The sequence below is a fragment of the Erythrobacter westpacificensis genome (assembly GCF_039542285.1).
GTDB classification, from domain to species: domain Bacteria; phylum Pseudomonadota; class Alphaproteobacteria; order Sphingomonadales; family Sphingomonadaceae; genus Alteraurantiacibacter; species Alteraurantiacibacter westpacificensis.
The window spans coordinates 90,733-109,335 of record NZ_BAABHV010000021.1; the positions used below are offsets into that span (position 1 = coordinate 90,733).

General features: G+C 63.3%; 18 protein-coding genes and 1 other RNA gene. 8 read left to right on the forward strand and 11 right to left on the reverse strand.

What is annotated here, in order from left to right; all coding sequences use genetic code 11:
* Window positions 1-17 precede the first annotated feature (17 nt).
* From ffs to hrpB, 3 genes are all read right to left on the reverse strand, one after another.
* An RNA gene (ffs, locus tag ABFX23_RS13245) (signal recognition particle sRNA small type) lies at window positions 18-112 on the reverse strand.
* 166 nt (window positions 113-278) lie between these two features.
* Window positions 279-557 (reverse strand): ETC complex I subunit, encoded by a 279-nt coding sequence (locus ABFX23_RS13250; RefSeq protein WP_346033483.1) that lies wholly within the window; start codon window positions 555-557, stop codon window positions 279-281.
* A gap of 18 nt (window positions 558-575) precedes the next feature.
* Window positions 576-3,011 carry an ATP-dependent helicase HrpB gene (hrpB, locus tag ABFX23_RS13255; RefSeq protein WP_346033484.1) on the reverse strand — a complete coding sequence of 812 codons (2,436 nt, stop codon included), beginning with the start codon at window positions 3,009-3,011 and terminating at the stop codon, window positions 576-578.
* A 178-nt stretch (window positions 3,012-3,189) separates the two neighbouring features.
* Between hrpB and ABFX23_RS13260 the strand changes: the two genes are divergently transcribed.
* Complete coding sequence (locus ABFX23_RS13260; RefSeq protein WP_346033485.1) at window positions 3,190-3,999, forward strand: hypothetical protein; 810 nt, start codon at window positions 3,190-3,192, stop codon at window positions 3,997-3,999.
* Window positions 4,000-4,062: 63 nt separating this feature from the next.
* Here ABFX23_RS13260 and ABFX23_RS13265 read toward each other — a convergent pair whose 3' ends face one another.
* A complete protein-coding gene (locus ABFX23_RS13265; RefSeq protein ID WP_346033486.1) occupies window positions 4,063-5,085 on the reverse strand; it encodes a polyprenyl synthetase family protein in 1,023 nt (340 codons plus the stop codon).
* 103 nt (window positions 5,086-5,188) lie between these two features.
* Here ABFX23_RS13265 and ABFX23_RS13270 point away from each other — a divergent pair, with 103 nt between their 5' ends.
* The 3 genes from ABFX23_RS13270 to ABFX23_RS13280 all read left to right on the forward strand — a co-directional run bounded on the left by ABFX23_RS13270 (window position 5,189) and on the right by ABFX23_RS13280 (window position 7,068).
* Window positions 5,189-5,494 (forward strand): chorismate mutase, encoded by a 306-nt coding sequence (locus ABFX23_RS13270; RefSeq protein ID WP_346033487.1) that lies wholly within the window; start codon window positions 5,189-5,191, stop codon window positions 5,492-5,494.
* A 73-nt stretch (window positions 5,495-5,567) separates the two neighbouring features.
* Entirely contained in the window at window positions 5,568-6,668 is a 1,101-nt protein-coding gene (locus ABFX23_RS13275; protein WP_346033488.1) for a PAS domain-containing protein, read from the forward strand.
* Between the two features lie 31 nt (window positions 6,669-6,699).
* A complete protein-coding gene (locus ABFX23_RS13280) occupies window positions 6,700-7,068 on the forward strand; it encodes a response regulator (RefSeq protein WP_346033489.1) in 369 nt (122 codons plus the stop codon).
* A gap of 21 nt (window positions 7,069-7,089) precedes the next feature.
* Here ABFX23_RS13280 and ABFX23_RS13285 read toward each other — a convergent pair whose 3' ends face one another.
* The 4 genes from ABFX23_RS13285 to ABFX23_RS13300 form a co-directional block, all read right to left on the reverse strand.
* Window positions 7,090-8,406: a sensor histidine kinase gene (locus tag ABFX23_RS13285; RefSeq protein ID WP_346033490.1), complete on the reverse strand. Its 1,317-nt coding sequence runs from the start codon at window positions 8,404-8,406 to the stop codon at window positions 7,090-7,092.
* A gap of 94 nt (window positions 8,407-8,500) precedes the next feature.
* Window positions 8,501-9,178: a response regulator transcription factor gene (locus ABFX23_RS13290; RefSeq protein ID WP_346033491.1), complete on the reverse strand. Its 678-nt coding sequence runs from the start codon at window positions 9,176-9,178 to the stop codon at window positions 8,501-8,503.
* A gap of 101 nt (window positions 9,179-9,279) precedes the next feature.
* Window positions 9,280-9,588 carry a hypothetical protein gene (locus ABFX23_RS13295; RefSeq protein ID WP_346033492.1) on the reverse strand — a complete coding sequence of 103 codons (309 nt, stop codon included), beginning with the start codon at window positions 9,586-9,588 and terminating at the stop codon, window positions 9,280-9,282.
* A gap of 84 nt (window positions 9,589-9,672) precedes the next feature.
* Window positions 9,673-10,380: an SIMPL domain-containing protein gene (locus ABFX23_RS13300; protein ID WP_346033493.1), complete on the reverse strand. Its 708-nt coding sequence runs from the start codon at window positions 10,378-10,380 to the stop codon at window positions 9,673-9,675.
* A gap of 124 nt (window positions 10,381-10,504) precedes the next feature.
* Between ABFX23_RS13300 and ABFX23_RS13305 the strand changes: the two genes are divergently transcribed.
* Both ABFX23_RS13305 and ABFX23_RS13310 read left to right on the forward strand, forming a co-directional pair.
* Window positions 10,505-12,319, forward strand: coding sequence for an ABC-F family ATP-binding cassette domain-containing protein (locus tag ABFX23_RS13305; protein ID WP_346033494.1), 1,815 nt, complete (start codon window positions 10,505-10,507; stop codon window positions 12,317-12,319).
* A 101-nt stretch (window positions 12,320-12,420) separates the two neighbouring features.
* Entirely contained in the window at window positions 12,421-13,659 is a 1,239-nt protein-coding gene (locus ABFX23_RS13310; protein ID WP_346033495.1) for a hypothetical protein, read from the forward strand.
* Here the strand turns inward: ABFX23_RS13310 and ABFX23_RS13315 are convergent.
* Entirely contained in the window at window positions 13,656-14,132 is a 477-nt protein-coding gene (locus ABFX23_RS13315) for a DUF6456 domain-containing protein (protein WP_346033496.1), read from the reverse strand. The genes ABFX23_RS13310 and ABFX23_RS13315 overlap by 4 nt on opposite strands.
* A gap of 100 nt (window positions 14,133-14,232) precedes the next feature.
* On the opposite strand from ABFX23_RS13315, the gene ABFX23_RS13320 reads away from it, so the two are divergent.
* Both ABFX23_RS13320 and ABFX23_RS13325 read left to right on the forward strand, forming a co-directional pair.
* Window positions 14,233-14,805: a helix-turn-helix domain-containing protein gene (locus ABFX23_RS13320; RefSeq protein WP_346033497.1), complete on the forward strand. Its 573-nt coding sequence runs from the start codon at window positions 14,233-14,235 to the stop codon at window positions 14,803-14,805.
* Between the two features lie 15 nt (window positions 14,806-14,820).
* Window positions 14,821-15,999, forward strand: a complete 1,179-nt coding sequence (locus ABFX23_RS13325; protein ID WP_346033498.1) for a glycosyltransferase — start codon at window positions 14,821-14,823, stop codon at window positions 15,997-15,999.
* Here ABFX23_RS13325 and secF read toward each other — a convergent pair.
* Both secF and secD read right to left on the reverse strand, forming a co-directional pair.
* On the reverse strand, window positions 15,996-16,973 hold the full coding sequence (gene secF / locus ABFX23_RS13330) for a protein translocase subunit SecF (RefSeq protein WP_346033499.1): 978 nt from the start codon (window positions 16,971-16,973) through the stop codon (window positions 15,996-15,998). The genes ABFX23_RS13325 and secF overlap by 4 nt on opposite strands.
* A gap of 17 nt (window positions 16,974-16,990) precedes the next feature.
* Window positions 16,991-18,589, reverse strand: a complete 1,599-nt coding sequence (gene secD / locus ABFX23_RS13335; protein ID WP_346033500.1) for a protein translocase subunit SecD — start codon at window positions 18,587-18,589, stop codon at window positions 16,991-16,993.
* Between the last annotated feature and the right edge of the window lie 14 nt (window positions 18,590-18,603).

Consider the following 18,603-nt stretch of genomic DNA (forward strand, 5'->3'; position numbering starts at 1 on the left):
CATCGCAACAATGTGGTGGAAAAGGAGCCGAGCGACCCGCTGCCATTTACCTGGGCTGCTTCCTTCCGGACCTGACCCGGTGAGCAAAAGCGAACGTCCACCCGACTCCCGGCGCGCCATATGGCGGGGTCGCCCTCGGATTTCAACAGGAGAGTTTAGCCGAGAAGTGTCCGGGCCAAGGGCCCGCAAGGGCGAATGCCCGCCCGCAGAGGGCGCGCAACGAAGTGGAGCGCGTCTAGCGAGGATGAACGCGCGGACGCGCGTTCGCAAAACAAACCCTACCTGAAATTATCGGCGTAGGCCTGGATCTTCAGCTTCTTGGGCGGAACCGTGTGGACGCGCGCGGCGATGCCGTATTTCTCGGCGTAGGCCTGGGCGGCCTCGCAGCTCGGAAATTTCAGCTGCACCTGCTGGCGCGTGTCGCCGCTACCGGCCCAGCCCATCAGCGGATCGGGCTTCTTCGCCTCTGCCGGCACGAAATCGAGGACCCACTGGTCAGTGAGCGCCTTGCCGGACTGCATGGCATTCTTGGGGCGTTTGTAGATGCGAGCTTCCATAGTGGGCACGCGGATAATTCAACCGCCGCCTTTTGAAAAGGCGTTCTTGGTCTTCAGGCTTGGTTTTTCCGCCCATGGCTCGTCCGGCCAGCGGTGCTTCGGGTAGCGGCCTTTCATGTCCTTGCGCACGTCTTCCCAGCTGCCGCGCCAGAATGCGGGCAGGTCGCGGGTCGACTGAATCGGGCGGCCGGCCGGGCTGGTCAGCTTGAGCAGCAGCGGGGCGTTTCCGATCATCGGATGGCGTTCGAGGCCGAAGAGCGCTTGTACGCGCACTTCCACGCTAGGGGCATCGTCGCCCGCATAGTCGATCCTGTGACTGGTTCCGGCGGGGCTCGTGAACTCTCGCGGGGCGGCCTTGTCGAGTTGTTGCCGTTCTTCCCACGAAAGCAGGTTCAGCGCCGCTTCGGCGAAGTGCGACTGCGGCAGGTTGAGGTCGCGCCGGCCGTGCAGCAGCGGCACCAACCAGACCTCCTTGCGCTCGGCCAGAGCCGCCCCGGAAAGTGCCTCGATACCGGCGAAGCGGGCACGCGCCAGCAGGGAGGCCGGAAGCAAAGTCCCCAGCCGTTCCACCGCCTTATCCACAAGCATATCCACAAGGGTTCGAGGGTCGGGATCGGGGTCCGGCCCGCTCGCCAAGGTTATCGCGCCCAGCCGCCTTTCCAGCCGGGCCTCGACCCGGTTCTCGCTGGAATTCCAGCGTGCTATGGTGCGCTTTTCGATCCGGTTCGAGAAATGCTTTTCCACATCGGTAGCCGAGAGTTCCGCCGCCGCCGTGATCCGCGCGGCCTTAGCCTGCCCCTGTGCATCGGCAATCACCAGCCATTCCGCCCGCGCCAGCGGCGATGCGGGATCGAGCGCAAAGCCCCTGCCCCCTGCCGACACCCAGTTCTCGCCTGATGCATCACGGCGACGGGCGATGAAATCCGGCCTGCCCATGGCGAGGAATACCGCGGGATTGAGAGTGCCGCCATCCCGCGCACTGCTCGCGAGACGCTCCGCCATTCGCGCCCAGCGCTCCGCCAGCTTGCGTGAGGCATCGGCGCGCTTGCCGCGATCGCTCTGCCAGCGTTGCAGCCGCGCCATCAGGTCCTCCTCGCGCCCGCCAAGGCCGCGCTCCTGCGCCAGCAGCACCAGCCGCGCGGCATCACCGGCTTGCCCGTGCATGGCGCCGAACAGAACCGCGGCAGCCCCCTCGGGATCGAGCGGCAAAGCGGCGACCTGCTCTCCCCAGGCCGTTATCGCTCCAGCTTCGTCCAGCGCACCGAGTGCGCGCAATCGCTCACGCGCGGATGCGACGGATGCCTCGGGCGGCGTATCGAGCCATTGCAGGCTGGCAGGATCGTTCACGCCCCACTTCGCCAGGCTCATCACCAGGGGCGCGAGATCTGCGGTGAGCATTTCGGGGGAGTCGAATTCGGGCCTGCCTGCATGGCCGCCCTCCTCCCACAGGCGAAAGGCGACACCCGGCCCCTGCCGAGCGGCGCGGCCGGCCCTTTGCGCGGAGGCCGCCTGGCTCGCGCGTTTCGTGACCAAGTGCGTGGTGCCCGCTACCCGGTCGAATTCGGCACTGCGGGAGAGGCCGCTATCCACGACGACCGAGACACCCTCCAACGTCAGCGAGGTTTCGGCAATACTCGTGGCCAGCACGATACGCCGACGACCTTCCGGATTGCGTCGAATGGCGGCGCGCTGGTCTTGCGGCTGGACCTGACCGTGAAGCGGCAGGATCGGTGCAGCGTGAAGGCGATCGGCAAGGCGTTCCCTTGTGCGCTCGATCTCGCCCACGCCGGGAAGGAAGGCGAGAATGTCACCCTCTTCCTCTCGCCACGCCTTCAGGATTGCCGACGTCATCGAATCCTCGATGCGCTTTTCAGGCGATGCGCCCAGCCACTCCAGCCGCAGCGGCCACGCCTTGCCCTCGCTTTCCACGACCGGCGTTTGCTCGCCCATCAGACGCGCGAACCGCGCTCCGTCGATGGTGGCGGACATGACGCAGATACGCAGATCCTCGCGAAGCACTTGCTGGCTTTCGAGCGCCAGCGCGAGGCCGAGATCGCTGTCGAGGTGCCGCTCATGGGCCTCGTCGAACAGGATTGCCGAGATGCCTTCCAGCTCCTGGTCTTCCAGCAGCCGGTTCACGAGAATTGCCTCCGTCACCACGAGAATGCGCGTGGATTTCGATTGCTTGCTGTCGAGCCGCGTCAGGTAGCCGACGCGTTCGCCCGGCTTCTCGCCCAGCATGTCCGCGATACGCTCCGCCGCTGCGCGGGCCGCCACCCTGCGCGGAGAGGTGAGGATGATCTGGCCTGTGCACCACGGCTCACCCAGCAGGGCCGGTGCGATAGCCGTGGTCTTGCCCGCCCCCGGCGGCGCGACCAGCACCGCACCGCTGCGTTCGCGCAAGGCGGAAAGCAGGTCCGGAAGAACGGCATGGATGGGCAAGGTGCTGGCCATTCGCTTGCCATTACACGATCGGCGGCAGGTTACAGCCCCCACACAATCTACGCGTCCGCCGATGAATTTTGCCGGGCTGCGGGTTCGTTGTAAGGTCAGGACGAGCGGGCGCACACCTGGCAGCACCTACAATCGAACGATCCGGTTGGGGGGCGAAGCTCTAAATGGGGGAAAATCAATGAAGAAGATTGTGACAGCCGTTGTCGCGGCTTCGCTTTGCACGGGCCTGACGGCATGTGGCGACTCGGCCGAGGTCGAGACCGAGGAGACTGCGTCGGACGGCACTTTGACCGGCCAGTGGATGGTCAACGTGGATTCCGCCGAGTTCGAGAATGAAACCCGCGATTACCTGATCGCCGACGGAGTGTGGGAGTGCCGCAGCTGCACCCCGCCCTACCAGGTGACAGCCGACGGCGAATGGCAGACAATCGATCGCCCCGGTGCCGATGGCGCAAAAATCGAAGTGGTCGACGACAACACGGTCCGCACTGCGTTCAGGCTGGGCGAAGAAGAACTCGGCACCTCGGTCTGGACCGTTAGCGAGGACGGGCAAACGCTTACCGTCGAATTCACCGACACGGCAGGTGACGAGACTGTCACCGGTTCGGAGACTTACACGCGCACGAGCGCCGGTCCCGAAGGCGCGCATGCCGTCTCCGGGCAATGGACGCACTCTGGCGACATAAACGTAAGCGATGCAGGATTGCGGTTCTCCTATTCGGTCGACGGCGATCAGTACAGCTACACCGGAAACGGCAGCAGCTTCACTGCGACCATTGGCGGTGAACCGGTGCCGATCGAGGGTAGCAACACCAACACGATGGTGGCCGTCGAAGAGATCGGACCGAACTCCTACCGTGAGACCTACTCCCGCGATGGAGAGGTTCTGTCGGTTGCCGAAATGACCGTGGAGGGCGATACGATGTCGGGTGTCAGCATGGATCAGCGAGACAACAGCTCGGTCCGCTACACCGCAACCCGCCAGTAAGTTGAGACAGCTGGATTAGGAAAACGCTCCGCTCCGGCCACCCGAGCGGAGCGTTTCTCAAATTCAATAACCGCGCGCCACCGCGAACTGGGCGGCTTCCACCATGGCGCGGCGGGCAGCGGAATCGGGGAAGATCGACAGCGCGTTGCAGGCACGCTGGGCGTAGTGCCGGGCGCGCTCGCGCGTTTCCGTGACGCAGTCGTGTTTGCGGATAAGGTCGACAGCATGGGCGAGGTCTTCGTCCTCGGTGCTGAACCCGGCAATGGCGTCCTGCCAGAAACGGCGTTCCTCGGCATTGCCGCGCGCGTAGGCGAGGATCACCGGCAGGGTCATCTTGCCTTCGCGGAAGTCGTCACCCCGGTCCTTGCCCATTTCGGCAGCGTCGGAATCGTAATCGATGGCATCGTCGACCAGCTGGAAGGCAATGCCGAGATTGCGGCCGTAGGAATCAAGCGCAAGCTCTTCCTCCTCGCTGCGCTCCGCCACGACGGCGGCAATGCGGCTGGCAGCAGCGAACAGCGCGGCCGTCTTGGCGCCGATGATGTCGAGATAGCGGTCCTCGCTCGTCTCGATCTTGCGCTGGGCGGTAAGCTGGTCGACCTCGCCCTGGGCAATGATCGCACTGGCGCCGGAGAGGATTTTCAGCACTTTCAGGCTGCCGTCCTCCACCATAAGTTCGAACGCGCGGCTGAACAGGAAATCCCCCACCAGCACAGTGGCAGGATTTCCGTAGACGATGTTGGCCGCTTCCTTGCCACGGCGCATCTCGCTGCCGTCCACCACATCGTCATGCAGCAGCGTGGCGGTGTGAATGAATTCAACCGCAGCCGCCAGCTTGTGATGGCGTGTGCCCTGGTATCCCACCACTTCGGCCCCGGCCAGCGTCAGCATGGGCCGCATCCGCTTGCCTCCACCGGCGATCAGGTGACCGGCGAGAGCCGGGATAAGCGGGATTTCGCTCTGCATCCGGTCAAGGATGATCGCGTTCACCGAATTCATGGGGGTGGCTGTCAGCGACAGAATCGGGGTCAGCGTAGGAGGTGCTGCATCCGGGCCGCGCTTGATCGGTACGACGTTGTCGCTCATGCGGCCCTCCATGGGGATGCACACGAGTGTTGGCAAGCGCGCATTTCTCCCGCAAGGAGTAGCCATGTCCAGCCCATCATCCCAACCAAAGTCCTCACCTGCCATGACCGACCAGACAAGCGACGCCGCTCCCGATCAGACTTTGGCTGCCTTTCGCAAGAGCATCGACAACATCGATGCCGCGCTGATTCACATGCTGGCCGAACGGTTTCGCATCACGCAGGCGGTGGGCGAGTACAAGGCCAGGACGCAGCTTCCCCCTGCCGATCCCAGTCGCGAAGCGCGCCAGATCGAGCGCCTGCGCAAACTGGCCGTCGAAGCCGATCTCGACCCCGAATTCAGCGAGAAATTCATCCGCTTCGTGATCGACGAAGTTATCCGCCACCACGAGATTGCTCGCCGAGGCTGAGCCTGACAGCAAGGTTAAGGCATTAAGGGATAGTGGCGGAACCGGATCCAGCCTTAGAGAGTTGAGTTGTCCGATGGACAAGCCAGTTACACCTAAGAACGAGAAGCCGTCATCGGGTTCGTCGCAGGCATACGACACCCGGCCTGACTACGATCGCAGCCCTGACGAGTTTCGCGCGGCTAACCCCGACAACGAGTTCGTCGGCGCATCGGGCGTGCTTTTCGAACAAGCGATGGCGCAAACTCGCATGGCGATCTGCCTGTCCGATCCACACGCGCCGGACATGCCCATCGTCTTCGCCAACCGCGCATTCCGCGAACTGACCGGCTATGATCAGGAGGAGATCGTCGGGCGCAATTGCCGTTTTCTGCAAGGGCCGGACACCGATCCCGACGAGGTCGCAAAAATCCGCCGTGCGCTGGAAACCGAGGACGTTACGGTCGTCGAGCTGCTGAACTATCGCAAGAATGGCGAGACGTTCTGGAACGCTCTGCACATCGGGCCGATTTACAACCAGCAGGGCGAACTCATCTACTTCTTCGGCAGCCAGTGGGACGTGTCCGACGTACGCGCCGCGCGCGCGGAGGAGCTTTACGCCAAGGAAATGGCGCGCGAGCTTTCGCACCGGATGAAGAACATGTTCGCTGTCATTTCCGGCATTGTGAACATTACTGGCCGTATGCGCGGCATCGAGGAAGAGGCGCGCGAGATCAACCACCGGGTACAGGCGCTGGGCCGGGCCTACGAAACCACGCTGGACGAGGCATCGTCGGGTGATATCGAAATCGGCAATGCCATCCGCGCCATCCTCGACCCCTACGACCTGGGCACCGGTCGGCTGAAATTGCAGGGGAACGGCCTGAAAGTGCCGTTCAATGTCGTCTCGGGCGTCGGCGTGACCCTGCACGAACTGGCCGCCAACGCGGAGAAACACGGCGCCTGGTCGACCGATGACGGTACCGTGAAGGTCGCGTGGCAGGCAGAGGGGCCTGACGAGCGTGATCTCGTCGTGACCTGGTTGGAAAACGGCGGACCCGATGCCTCCCAGCCCTCTTCGGATGCGGGATCGGGCAATGCCATCATCGACAGGCTTATCAGGCACGCGGAGGGAACCATCACGCGTGAATGGAAGCCTGAAGGCCTGGAAGTGACGATCCGGTTTGTCGCCAAGTAGTCGCAGCATAAATTACAAGGAAAACAATAGTATGCCGGAACACTCCATCCTCTTGCTTGAGGACGAACCGCTGATCCTCATGGATCTGGAGTTCGCCGCGGAGGACAAGGGTTGCCGCGCCTATTGCGCATCCGGCATCGAAGCCGCGATGAAGCACCTGGAAGAGGCGGAGATCGACGTTGCCGTGCTCGATGTGACGCTGAAAGGCCGGGAAAATTGCGTGCCCGTCGCTGAAGAACTCGATCGGCGCGGCATTCCCTACCTCCTGCACTCCGGCGACCTGAACCGGGCGGATGAAACCGTGCGCAATCTGGGCGCAAAGCACCTGCCGAAACCGGCAGACAGCGACGTGGTCATCGAGACCGCGCTTGGCATACTGAAGGAAACCACCTCGGCGTAACGCCGCATATCCTCGTCGGAACTACTCGCTGTTACGTGGCAGGCGAAGGGTAATGAGCAGGCCGCCAAGGTCTTCGCTCTCGCCAAGCTGGACGCTACCGCCGTATATTTCCGCCACGTCTCGCACGATGGCGAGCCCGAGACCCGTGCCGGGCTTCTCGGTGTCCAGCCGTGCGCCGCGCCCGAATATCTCAATGCGTTTTTCTTCCGGGATTCCCATGCCATCGTCTTCGATCAACACGGCGCACTGGTCGGCCTCCGGTTCGGCATCAACGGTGACGAAAACACTGCCTCCACCGTACTTGGCCGCATTCTCGATCAGATTGCCGAGCAGTTCCTCGAGGTCCTGTCTTTCCACGGCAACATGGGCGGCGGCGTTACCGTCGATATCGAAGCGTACGTCCGGATAGAGCCGTGCAACTGCGCGTTCCACCGCGATGGCGCTGTCCATCACGTTCGCGCGGCTGAGGCCTACGGCTCGCCGACCGACCGCGCGCGCACGGGCGAGGTGGTGATCCACCTGGCGGCGCATCGTCGCCGCTTCACGCAGAACGGTTTCTCCAAGGTCGGGTGCGTCTGCGCTGGCGGCATTGGTGACGACGGTAAGCGGTGTTTTCAGCGCGTGGGCGAGATTGCCCGCGTGCCGCCGCGCTTCTTCAGCCTGTAACTCCGAATGTTCCAGCAGGGCGTTGAGCTCGTCCACCATCGGCTGCACTTCCAGGGGCAGCGGATCGGTCACGCGGTTGCTGCCCGAAGACCGGATGCGCGCAATGGCCTTGCGCACGCGGCGGAGCGGCCCAAGGCCATACCATGTCTGCGCCATGGCCATCAGGAACAGGCCGATGCCCAGAACGGCAAAAGACCAGGCCACGATGGAACGGATATCGGCGATCTGCGCATCCAGCTCTTCACGGCTTCCCGCTACGACGAATTGCCACTCAACGTCGCTGTCCGGCAGGATCACCGTGCGCTGCGCCAGCCGCAAGGAGCCGAGTTCGGGCTGCTGCGAATTGTAGAAGATCGTTTCGAAAGCCTGCGCATCTTCACGGATGTCCAGCCGCTCGTCCCACAGCGAACGCGACGGCAACGGCTCAACGCCCTCCCCGTTGATCTGCCAGTAATAGCCGGAATTCGGCTCCAGAAAGCGCTGGTCACCGAGGATGCGATTGAAGCGTACTTCGCCGAACGGGTCCAGCTCTGCCGACAATGCCATGGCGTTGAGGGCGATGGATAGCTGATCGTCGAACTGGCTGGAAACGAGATTGGTGAGCGCCCGGTCCAGCGCCAGTCCGCCAAGCAGCAACAGGGCGAAAATCCACCCCGCCGCAATCAGCATCATGCGCCGGGCAAGGCTGCCCGTATGGCGCGGCGCTATGGGAGCGGCGGTGTCGCCACTCTTCTTGCGCGTCGCCGTGTCAGCCGCTGGCGAGGTGTTACTCTCGGGCGGGATCTTCGGGGTCGTCGAGGCTGTAACCGAGGCCACGGATTGTCGTGATTACGTCTGCGCCGAGCTTCTTGCGGATGCGGGTGACGAAGACTTCGATGGTGTTGGAATCCCGGTCGAAATCCTGGTCGTAGATATGCTCGATCAATTCGGTGCGGCTGACCACCTTGCCCTTGTGGTGCATGAGGTAGCTCAGCAGCTTGTATTCCTGCGCCGTCAGCTTCACCGGCTCGCCCGCCAGGGTTACCCGTCCGGAGCGGGTATCGAGGCGCACATCGCCAGCGGTCAGTTCGGACGAGGCATTGCCCGACGCACGGCGGATTAGCGCGCGCAGACGAGCGATCAGCTCCTCGGTCTGAAATGGCTTGGCGAGATAATCGTCCGCGCCTGCATCGAGGCCCGCAACCTTGTCGGACCAGCTGTCACGCGCGGTCAACACCAGCACGGGGAAATTGCGGCCCTCCTTGCGCCACATGCCGAGCACGGTAAGCCCGTCTATCTCCGGCAGGCCGAGATCGAGCACGGCGGCATCGTAATCCTCGGTGCTGCCAAGGAAATGGCCGTCCTCGCCATCGGTGGAAAGGTCCACCGCATAGCCGTTCTGTTCCAGCGTCGATTTCAACTGCTGGCCGAGTGTCGGCTCGTCCTCGACGATCAGGATGCGCATCTGGCTGTCTTCTCCCGTGCAATCACGCCCGATAAGTGGGCGCTTGTCATGAACGCGTCAAGCAAGGGGCTGGTTTCCCGCGAGCCAAATTGTGGAGAGGTTCAGCGCGATACGCGCAGGATACGCGCCGTCTGCGCGTCGACATCGACCCAGATCATCCGCCCGTTGCGAATGAACTTCAGGCGATAGGCCTGCGCCGTCGGATCGTATTCGAAGCCGATATACTCGTCACCCTGCTCCATGCGGGGAATGATCCGGCGTTCGATATCACGGATGGGCAAAATACGACCCGCCTGCATTTCCGCACGCGCGCTCTGCTGGTCCCCGCGGCCCTGCTGGGCCTGTGCGGGCACCGCGCCGATGGAGGCGGCCAGCGCGACTGCGGCGACAAAGGCGGAAATCGTCTTCATGGTGCAAATGTGCATAAACGCGGGGCATTGAACAAGGTGTGAATGTTGCCAGCGCCCAGCGTTCAGCAAGGTGTTGCTTTCGCGTTACTGCACCATCTCGAAACTGAAATTCACGGTGATGCCGGCATCGATCTGGCCGGGGCGCACCGGCGTCGATTCCTCAGCCACGTCGGCCGTTGCCATCTGGCGCATCATCGGCATCGGACGGCTGGTCACGTTTTCGCTGATCTCCAGCAGACGGATATCCGAATAGCCGGAAAGACGCGCGTAGTTCTGCGCCCGCTGGCGCGCCGTGGAAAAGGCTGCCTGACGCGCCTGCTCGACGGCAGGAGCGGGATCGTCCACTGCCCAGCCGATACCGCCAAGATCCGTGGCACCTGATGCCACCAGTGCATCCAGAACTTCGCCGGTGCGCTGGATGTCGCGCAGCACGATATTTACCCGGTTCATCACCCGGTAACCACGAAACTCCTGTTGCTGCGTCTGCTGGTTGTAATTGTATTCCGGATTGAGATTGACGCCGCTGGTCTGGATATCGTCCTCGTCGATGCCCAGCGCCTCGATCCGGTCTACGACGGCATTCATCTGCCGCGCGTTCTGGCGCATTGCCTCCACAGCGGTCGGAGCGACCGTCGTAACACCCGCACTCAGGTTGGCGATATCGGGATCGACGGCCACGCTCTCGCTGACGGAAAGCTGGATCACCGGGCCGCTCGATTCGATGGCGACTTCGGCGGCGGCGGGGCTGGCCAGGGCGGCGATGGCAGCAATGGGAAGAATGGGGCGGATCATCGAAGGACTCCTAATGAAACAGGCGTGTTATCTGCGTCAGACAGCATAACGCCGCGCTGAACGGAGCCGTTCCCCTTCCTTCAGCTTGCCAGTCGCCCGCATCGCCCCTACCTGCGCGTCCACGATGGCAGAACCACCGATCTTGAGCTGGGAAGGACTGGGCCTCCAACAGGGCGGGCGCTGGCTGTTCGGCGACCCCGCAGAAGGACCCGGCATGGACCTTCACATAGGCCCGCGAGACCGGTTTGCGCTGATCGGCCGCAACGGCGTGGGCAAGACGACGCTGCTCAGACTCATCACCGGCGAGATCGAGGCCGACCGCGGCATCCGCAAGGTAAAGCCGCACACGAATATCGTGTGGCTGGAGCAGGAGCCCGATTTCTCCGGCTTCGAAACGCTGATGGATTTCGCGCTTTCGGGCGACCGTCCTCCGGCAGAGCACGAAGTGGAATCGATCGCAGGCCAGCTCGGTATCGACATGACGACGGGCGCCGCGGGTGCCAGCGGCGGCGAGCGTCGCCGCGCGGCCATCGCCCGCGCCCTCGCCCTGCAGCCTGACCTGTTGCTGCTGGACGAGCCCACCAACCACCTCGACCTTGCCGCAATCGACTGGCTGGAAGCCTGGCTGACGCGCTACAAGGGCGCCTTCATCGTCATCAGCCACGACCGTACGTTCCTGAAGCGCCTGACGCGCTCCACACTCTGGCTGGATCGGGGCAATTTGCGCCGCAAGGACGTGGGCTTTGGCGGATACGAGGCGTGGGAAGAACAGGTCTATGCCGAGGAAGCGCGCGCGGCCGAGAAGCTGGATGCAAAGCTGAAGATCGAGGCGCACTGGCTGGAACGCGGCGTCACCGCGCGGCGCAAGCGCAACATGGGTCGCCTGGAGAAGCTGTGGGAAATGCGCGCCGCCCGCGCCGCCATGATAACGCCCGGCGGCACGGCCAAGCTGAAGCTGGCGAGCGATGATGACTTCAAGTCGAAGTCCGTCATCGTGGCGGAGGACATCTCGAAGTCCTACGACGGGCGCGAGATCATCAAGCCGTTTTCCCTGCGAATCCAGCGCGGCGACCGCATCGGTATCGTGGGCGCGAATGGTGCGGGCAAGACTACTCTGCTCAAGATGCTGACGAAAGAGATCGAGCCCGACACCGGCACGGTGACACACGCCAAGACCTTGTCCGGCGTGATGATCGATCAGCAGCGCGCCCTGCTGAAACCCGACATGACCGTGCGGCAAGTGCTGGCAGAGGGCGGCGACTGGCTGGACGTGCGCGGGCATCGCAAGCACGTGCAAGCCTACCTCAAGGACTTCCTGTTCGATCCCTCGCTGGTGGATGCGAAGATCGGCACGTTCTCGGGTGGCGAGCGCTCCCGCCTGCTGCTGGCCCGCGAGTTCTCTCGGACGTCCAATCTCCTCGTGCTGGACGAGCCGACGAACGATCTCGACCTCGAAACGCTGGATCTGCTGCAGGAGGTCATCGCCGACTACGAGGGCACGGTGCTGATTGTCAGCCACGACCGCGATTTCCTCGACCGTACCGTCACCGTGACGCTCGGCCTCGACGGCAGCGGCACGGTGGATATCGTCGCAGGCGGCTACGAGGACTGGCAGGCCAAGCGCGAGGAGCGACCCGGCAAGAAGGACAGCAAGGCAAGCGCGAGCGACAACGCGCCTCCGCCGCCCCCTCCCCCGCCGCCGAAGGACCCGGCAAAGCTGAGTTACAAGGACCAGCGCGATTATGAGCAGTTGCCCACTCGCATCGAGGAACTTGAAGCCCTGATCACCAAGGGCGAAGCGGCGCTCGCCGATCCCGATCTCTACGCCCGCGATCCGGACAAATTCGCACGTATCTCGAAGTCGCTGGAAATGGCCCGCACGGAAAAGGACGAAGCCGAGGAACGCTGGCTGGACCTTGCCTCTCTGGTCGAGGATTGACGGCGCCTGTGAAGGTTAATCCACATTAACCACGCTTGCTTACGGCGTTTGCACCAAAGCGGCGCAAAACGTGTTTCATGGGGAATGCGACAAGCTCCGCTATGCGTGCCGATCAGCCGGTAATGCCTGCGCCAGGCGCGGGTGACGATGGCCCTGCCTTCGGCAGCCTCGCCAATCTTGGCGGCCCCCGCAAATTCAAGAAAAAGCCGGTCCTGGTCCTCGATCCGGAGGAACTGGAAAAGGCCCACATGATGTTCCAGGAAGCCAGCGCAGAAATGCTGGGCGAAGAGATGGAACGTCCCGAACGTCCCAAGGCGGTTCTCGGCCTCGCCCCGATCGACGACGAGGAAGCCGCGCCCGAAGACATGGGCGAAAGCGACGACACCGAGGCAGGCGACGATAACGACGCCATTCCCAGCGCCGAGGAAGTGCTGCGCATGACGGCAGCGCGCGAATCTGTGGATGCAGGCTTGGCCACGGAAATGCAGGCGTCCGAGGACGATTTCATCGCACAGCAGCTTGAATCCCTTGACGTCGATCATCGTATCTTCCCCAGCCTGCCGCTGCGTTCCGAAGAGGAAATCGCCGCCGAGGAAGAGGCGGAGCGTATCGCGATGGAAGCGCGCGCGGCGTCGACCGAACATCTGGACGATGCAACGCTGCCCAAGGCTAGCATCGAGATTGCCTATGATCCGGGCGCTGTAGAATCGCAGGATCTTGAGCCCGCTCCGCACCTCGGTGCCTTCCCGGTCAATCCGCTGCCCGAGCCCGAAGTCGAGTCCGTCGAACCTGCGATGATCGAACCCGACGCACTTCCGGAGCCGGAGCCATCGTCCGACCTACTCGGGCAAAATGCGATTTCCACGAGTGTCTTTGGCGACAAACCGTTCCTCGACTTTCCCACGCAGCCGCTGCGCTTCGAAGCTGAAGTCGGCCCGGTAGAGGCGCGGCAGCCCGATCCGGCGCCGCTCAACGATGAGGGGGCGCAGCCGCCGATGCCGGTGGCCTTCGATGCCGACGACGATTGGGAAGAAAACGCCCCGCTGGGACTCGAACCTGAAATCGAGGAATCGCCTGCGACAGACGCCGCTGCGGGTAACACCGATAACCAAAGCGGTAACTACACCGATATCGAGGACGAGCCCGTTGACGGCTACGCCTTCATGTATGCCCACAACCCGCGCGGGCGTACTCTCCAGGCGCTTGCCGATGGTGAGAGCAACTCGCTGCGGGCCAAGCTGCTGCAGGAACGCGCCGATGCCGTGGCAGAGCAAGACGACGCGTCCCGCCCTTCGGTTTTCTCACGCCTGGCAACCTGGCTGCGTGGCCTCTTTCGCTAGGTGATCCGGTAGAAGTCCGCCACGCGGTCCAACGCCAGTTTCAAGACAAGTTTGCCGCTGCGCGCCGGCCATGCCAGCGCCTTTTCCGCCATGGGCAAAGTCTCCCCGGCACAGACGACGCGCCACAGGATATCTTCCAGCCCGCGCCCGGCCTCGCGCAGCGCGGCGTCGAAGCGGCTGCGCGCCGCAATCTGACGCTCAGTCTGTGTCAGCCCCTGATCGCCAGAGCCTTTGACCCGCACCGGATCCCAGCGCATGGTGACGTTCGCGCCAAGTTGCGCCCGCTCGTAATCGGCGCGCAGCCGCTCGCCTGCATCGTATAGCCTGTCATCGAGATGCCCGTGTGCGTGTAGCCAGCTAAGCGGACTTTCGGCGACGTTCACCGTCACGCTGCGACGCTTGCGCCCCACCCCGGCACGGCGGCGCGGGCCTTCGGATGTCAGTTCGCGTTCCACAAGCTTGCGATGGTTCATGCGCTTTCCCTTCGATTGCAGCGGAAGACCCCTTGCAAAAGCGAATCAGGTGTAGGAAAGAGAAACTTACAACCGATATGGTTATTTGAGGCGCAAGAGAATGATCAACCGCATCCGCGACATCCGCAAACAAAAAGGCATGACGCTGGCGGAGGTGGCTGCTGCCTGCGCTCCGCCGACGACAGCGCAGACGATCGGTCGGCTCGAAACCGGAATGCGCAACCTCTCCCTTACCTGGATGAACCGCATCGGTGAGGCATTGGGAGTCGATCCGCAAACCCTGGTTAAAGGTGAGGCACAAGAGCAGACCCAGGTGATCGCCCGGCTGACAGAAGCGGGGGCAGAGAGCCTTTCCACGCCGCGCGACGCTATCCTGCCGACGGAACTTGTCGACGGAGGCGCCTTGGTGTGCCTCTCCATCGAAACCAGCCAGGGCGAATATCGCAGCGGAGACCAGTTGTGGATGCGGCAGGTCTCACCCGATGAGACTGCGAGCCTCATCAATCGCGACGTGCTGGCCCCGCGCTCGGGCGGCCGCTTTGCTTTTGGCCGCCTGATCGACCGCCAGGGAACGTTGGTGGGGCTGCTTCCGCCCGGCATCGGACAACGCCAGATCGTGATCGACAGCCCGGCGTGGCTTGCCGTTGCCGAGATGCTGGTGAGGAAGCTGTAGAGGCCCGCGCACACGATGCCCCGCGTCCTGTCCATCGCCACGCTCTACCCTAACATCCACAAACCGCGCTTCGGCACATTCGTAGCGCGGCAGATGGAGGCACTCGCGGCACGCGGCGATTGGGAGGTGACGGTCATCAATCCCATCGGCGTGCCGCCCGTGCCCATGGGCCGTTACAAGGCGCTGGCGGCTGCTGCGGTATCGGGCGAGGAAGGCGGCGTGGACGTGCGCCGTCCGCGCTTCACGCTGCTGCCGGCGGTGGGGGGGCCATTCAATCCGCGCATGATCGCGAAGGCCGTGCTGCCGATCGCCCAACGCCTGCATGAAGAAACCCCTTTCGACGTGGTCGATGCCCAATTCTTCTATCCCGACGGCCCGGCGGCGGCCGCCATCGCAAAGGCGCTGGACCTGCCGCTGAGCATCAAGGCGCGCGGGGCGGATATCTCGCACTGGGGACACAAGGGATATGCGCTGGAGATGATGCAGGAAGCCAGCAACCATGCTGCGGGCCTCCTGGCCGTGAGCGAGGCGCTGAAGCGCGACATGACTGCGCTCGGTCTGCCGGAAGGCAAGATCACGGTGCATTACACCGGATTGGATCGAGACCTGTTCCGTCCGCTTGGGCGCGAACAGAGCCGGCGCAAGATGGCCGAAGATTTCAACGTCCGGCTGGAAGACGGTGAGCGGCTTCTCGCCAGCGTAGGCGCGCTCATTCCCCGCAAGGGCCAGCATTTCGTCATCCGTGCGCTCACACAGCTTCCCGATACGCAATTGGCCCTGATCGGCATGGGTGGCGACGAGGGAGCGCTGCGGCAACTGGCAATCGAATTAGGAGTGCCGAACCGCGTGCATTTCCTCGGCAGCCTCGATCACGGGCAATTGCCTGGGGTGCTGTCAGCCGCGGATGCGATGGTGTTGCCATCCGCCAGCGAGGGGCTGGCGAATGCGTGGGTCGAGGCCCTGGCTTGCGGGACACCTCTGGTGATTACCGAGGCAGGCGGTGCCCGCGAACTGGTAACGGCACCGGAGGCTGGCCGGATCGTGGCACGAAATCCGCAAGACGTGGCTGAAGGCGTGCGCGAAGTCCTGGCCGCCGATTACGCGCCGCAGGACGTCGCGAAGACGGTCGTGCAATTCAGCTGGGACGCGAACGCCGCGGCACTGGCGGAATACTACGCGAGGCTTATCGGCTAGATTTCCCCGCGCGCCTTCTTTTCCTGCTTTTCCGCCACTGTTTCCTCCGGCACGAAGCTGTCGCTCGTCACACCAAGCCACACCAGGATCGGCGCGGCCATGTAAACGGACGAATAGGTGCCGACGAACACGCCCAGCACGATCGCGGCGACCATGCCGAAGAGGCTGGCGGGGCCGAAGAACAGCAGCGGCAGAAGCGCGATAAGCAGGGTGAGCGAAGTCATCACCGTACGTGCCAGTGTTTCGTTCACCGACAGATCCAGCAGCTCGGGAAGCTGCATCTTGCGATATTTCTTCAGGTTCTCGCGGATGCGGTCGTAGACCACAATGGTGTCGTTCAGCGAATAACCGATGATCGCCAGGATGGCGGCGATGATCTGCAAACTGAATTCCAGCTGGAACAGCGCGAACATGCCCAGCGTCAGCGACACGTCATGGAACAGCGCGAAAAGGGCGCCGACGCCGAACTGCCACTCGAAACGAATCCAGATGTAGGCGGCAATCGCCAGCATCGCGAACAGCAGGGCATAGAGCGCCGTTTCGCGGAATTCGCCGGAGACCTTGCCCGACACTGTGTTGTTCGAATCGACGCGGAAGTCCGGATGCTCCGCAGTCACCGTGTCGATGATCTGACCCGAAATGCGATTGGCCGCGGCCGGATCGCCCTCGGCGCTTTCAGGAAGGCGCACGCGGATGGAAACCTGGTTTGCCTCACCGAAGCGCTGGATAACAGGATCGCCCAGACCCAGCGTGCCGACGGTTTCGCGAAGCTCGCCGATGGGCGCTTCGGCCTCTTCCTGGAACGTGCCGGTGATTTCCTGTCCGCCGGCGAAATCCACGCCGTAGTTGAGGCCCTTGGTCATCACCAAGCCCCAGCTCGCTGCAATGAGCAGCAGGCTGACGACGTAGAAGGGCACCCGCCATTTCAGGAACTGGATGTTGGTATTCTCGGGTACGAGCTTGAGCAGTTTCATGATCTAATCCCCGCCCCTCAAATGTTGATGTCGCTGGGGCGTTTCCCCCGCAGCCAGCCGGCCACCCACATGCGGGTGAGCGTAACGGCGGTGAAGACGCTGGTGAACAGGCCGATTATCAACACCACGGCAAAACCGCGCACCGGGCCGGAGCCGAACAGGAACAGCAGCACACCGGCGATGAAGTTGGTGACGTTGGCATCATAAATGGCGCGGCTGGCTTCCTTGTAGCCGTTTTCCACCGCGGCAACCACGCGCCGCCCTCGCCTTCGTTCCTCGCGGATGCGCTCGTTGATCAGCACGTTGGCGTCCACCGCCGCGCCCACCGTCAGCACGAAACCGGCGATGCCGGGCAGGGTCAGCGTGGTGTTCATGAATGCCATGATGCCCAGCACCATCAGCACGTTGAGACCCAGTGCGATCGTGGCATAGACGCCGAAACGGCCGTAGGAGGCGATCATCAGTCCGATAACCAGCAGCGAGCCGATGCCCATGGCAATCGCGCCCGCCACGATGGAATCGCGACCCAGGTCAGGCCCGACGGTGCGTTCCTCGATGATGGTGAGCGGCACCTGCAGGGCACCTGACCGCAGCTGGATTGCCAGATTGTTGGCCGTTTCCGTCGTGAAGCCGCCCGAAATCTGGGCGCTGCCCGACAGGATCGGTTCGTTGAAGTTCGGCGCCGAAATCACCGCGCCGTCTAGGATGATGGCGAAACGCCGTCCCACGTTCTCTGTAGAGAGCACGGCGAAGCGCTGGCCGCCTTCCTGGTCGAACTGGATGGTGACGACCGGCTCGTTGGTCTGCGCGTCGAAGCTCTGCTGCGCGCCTGTCAGGCTGTCGCCGCGAATACCGCCGAGCCGGCGGACCGCTTCGAACTGTCCGGCGAAATCGCTGTCTTCCGAATAGGGCACGATCTCGCTGCCAGGGTTGGCGATGCCCTGCGCCACGTCGCTCGGCAGCGCATTGGCATCGACCAGCTTGAATTCCAGCTGCGCCGTCTCGCCCAGCAGATTCTTCAGCTGCTCCGGATCTTCCAGACCCGGCACCTGGACAACGATACGATCGTCCCCCTGGCGCAGGATGGTAGGCTCACGAGTGCCGAGTTCGTCGATACGGCGGCGGATAACATCGACCGTCGCTTCCATCGCATCGTCGACAGCGGTTTCCAGCCCTTCCTCGGTCGGCGTCAGCACCATCCGGTTGCCGTCCAGCACCGAGAGGTCCCATTCGCGCACCAGGCCCTGCCCGTTCATCAGCGGGGTGAGAAGTTCGCGCGCCCGGTCAACGTCGGCCGGGTTCGCCAGCATGAAGGAGAGACGACCGTTGGCGGTCGAAACATCGCCGATTCGAATGGGAGGTTCCGCATCGCCAAGAGCATCGCGGACCGATTCTTCCATCGTTTCCAGGCGTTCACGCTGGACGGCTTCCGTCTCGCCTTCCAGCAGGATGTGACTGCCGCCTGCAAGGTCGAGCCCGAGATTGACTTCGTAGCCCTCAAAAGCCTCCGGCACGTCGGAGCCGGAAAGCATCGCAATCGAGGGAATCGCCAGCAGGGCCAGCACCAGCGTGATGGCCCAGAACGAAAGGCGCTTCCAGATGGGAAAATCGAGCATGGTTATCCGCCGGA

Coding starts and splice junctions, on each gene's coding strand:
- ABFX23_RS13250 (WP_346033483.1), bottom strand. CDS start 557: ATGGAAGCTCGCATCTACAAACGCCCCAAGAATGCCATGCAGTCCGGC.
- hrpB (WP_346033484.1), bottom strand. CDS start 3,011: ATGGCCAGCACCTTGCCCATCCATGCCGTTCTTCCGGACCTGCTTTCC.
- ABFX23_RS13260 (WP_346033485.1), top strand. CDS start 3,190: ATGAAGAAGATTGTGACAGCCGTTGTCGCGGCTTCGCTTTGCACGGGC.
- ABFX23_RS13265 (WP_346033486.1), bottom strand. CDS start 5,085: ATGAGCGACAACGTCGTACCGATCAAGCGCGGCCCGGATGCAGCACCT.
- ABFX23_RS13270 (WP_346033487.1), top strand. CDS start 5,189: ATGACCGACCAGACAAGCGACGCCGCTCCCGATCAGACTTTGGCTGCC.
- ABFX23_RS13275 (WP_346033488.1), top strand. CDS start 5,568: ATGGACAAGCCAGTTACACCTAAGAACGAGAAGCCGTCATCGGGTTCG.
- ABFX23_RS13280 (WP_346033489.1), top strand. CDS start 6,700: ATGCCGGAACACTCCATCCTCTTGCTTGAGGACGAACCGCTGATCCTC.
- ABFX23_RS13285 (WP_346033490.1), bottom strand. CDS start 8,406: ATGATGCTGATTGCGGCGGGGTGGATTTTCGCCCTGTTGCTGCTTGGC.
- ABFX23_RS13290 (WP_346033491.1), bottom strand. CDS start 9,178: ATGCGCATCCTGATCGTCGAGGACGAGCCGACACTCGGCCAGCAGTTG.
- ABFX23_RS13295 (WP_346033492.1), bottom strand. CDS start 9,588: ATGAAGACGATTTCCGCCTTTGTCGCCGCAGTCGCGCTGGCCGCCTCC.
- ABFX23_RS13300 (WP_346033493.1), bottom strand. CDS start 10,380: ATGATCCGCCCCATTCTTCCCATTGCTGCCATCGCCGCCCTGGCCAGC.
- ABFX23_RS13305 (WP_346033494.1), top strand. CDS start 10,505: ATGGCAGAACCACCGATCTTGAGCTGGGAAGGACTGGGCCTCCAACAG.
- ABFX23_RS13310 (WP_346033495.1), top strand. CDS start 12,421: ATGCGTGCCGATCAGCCGGTAATGCCTGCGCCAGGCGCGGGTGACGAT.
- ABFX23_RS13315 (WP_346033496.1), bottom strand. CDS start 14,132: ATGAACCATCGCAAGCTTGTGGAACGCGAACTGACATCCGAAGGCCCG.
- ABFX23_RS13320 (WP_346033497.1), top strand. CDS start 14,233: ATGATCAACCGCATCCGCGACATCCGCAAACAAAAAGGCATGACGCTG.
- ABFX23_RS13325 (WP_346033498.1), top strand. CDS start 14,821: ATGCCCCGCGTCCTGTCCATCGCCACGCTCTACCCTAACATCCACAAA.
- secF (WP_346033499.1), bottom strand. CDS start 16,973: ATGAAACTGCTCAAGCTCGTACCCGAGAATACCAACATCCAGTTCCTG.
- secD (WP_346033500.1), bottom strand. CDS start 18,589: ATGCTCGATTTTCCCATCTGGAAGCGCCTTTCGTTCTGGGCCATCACG.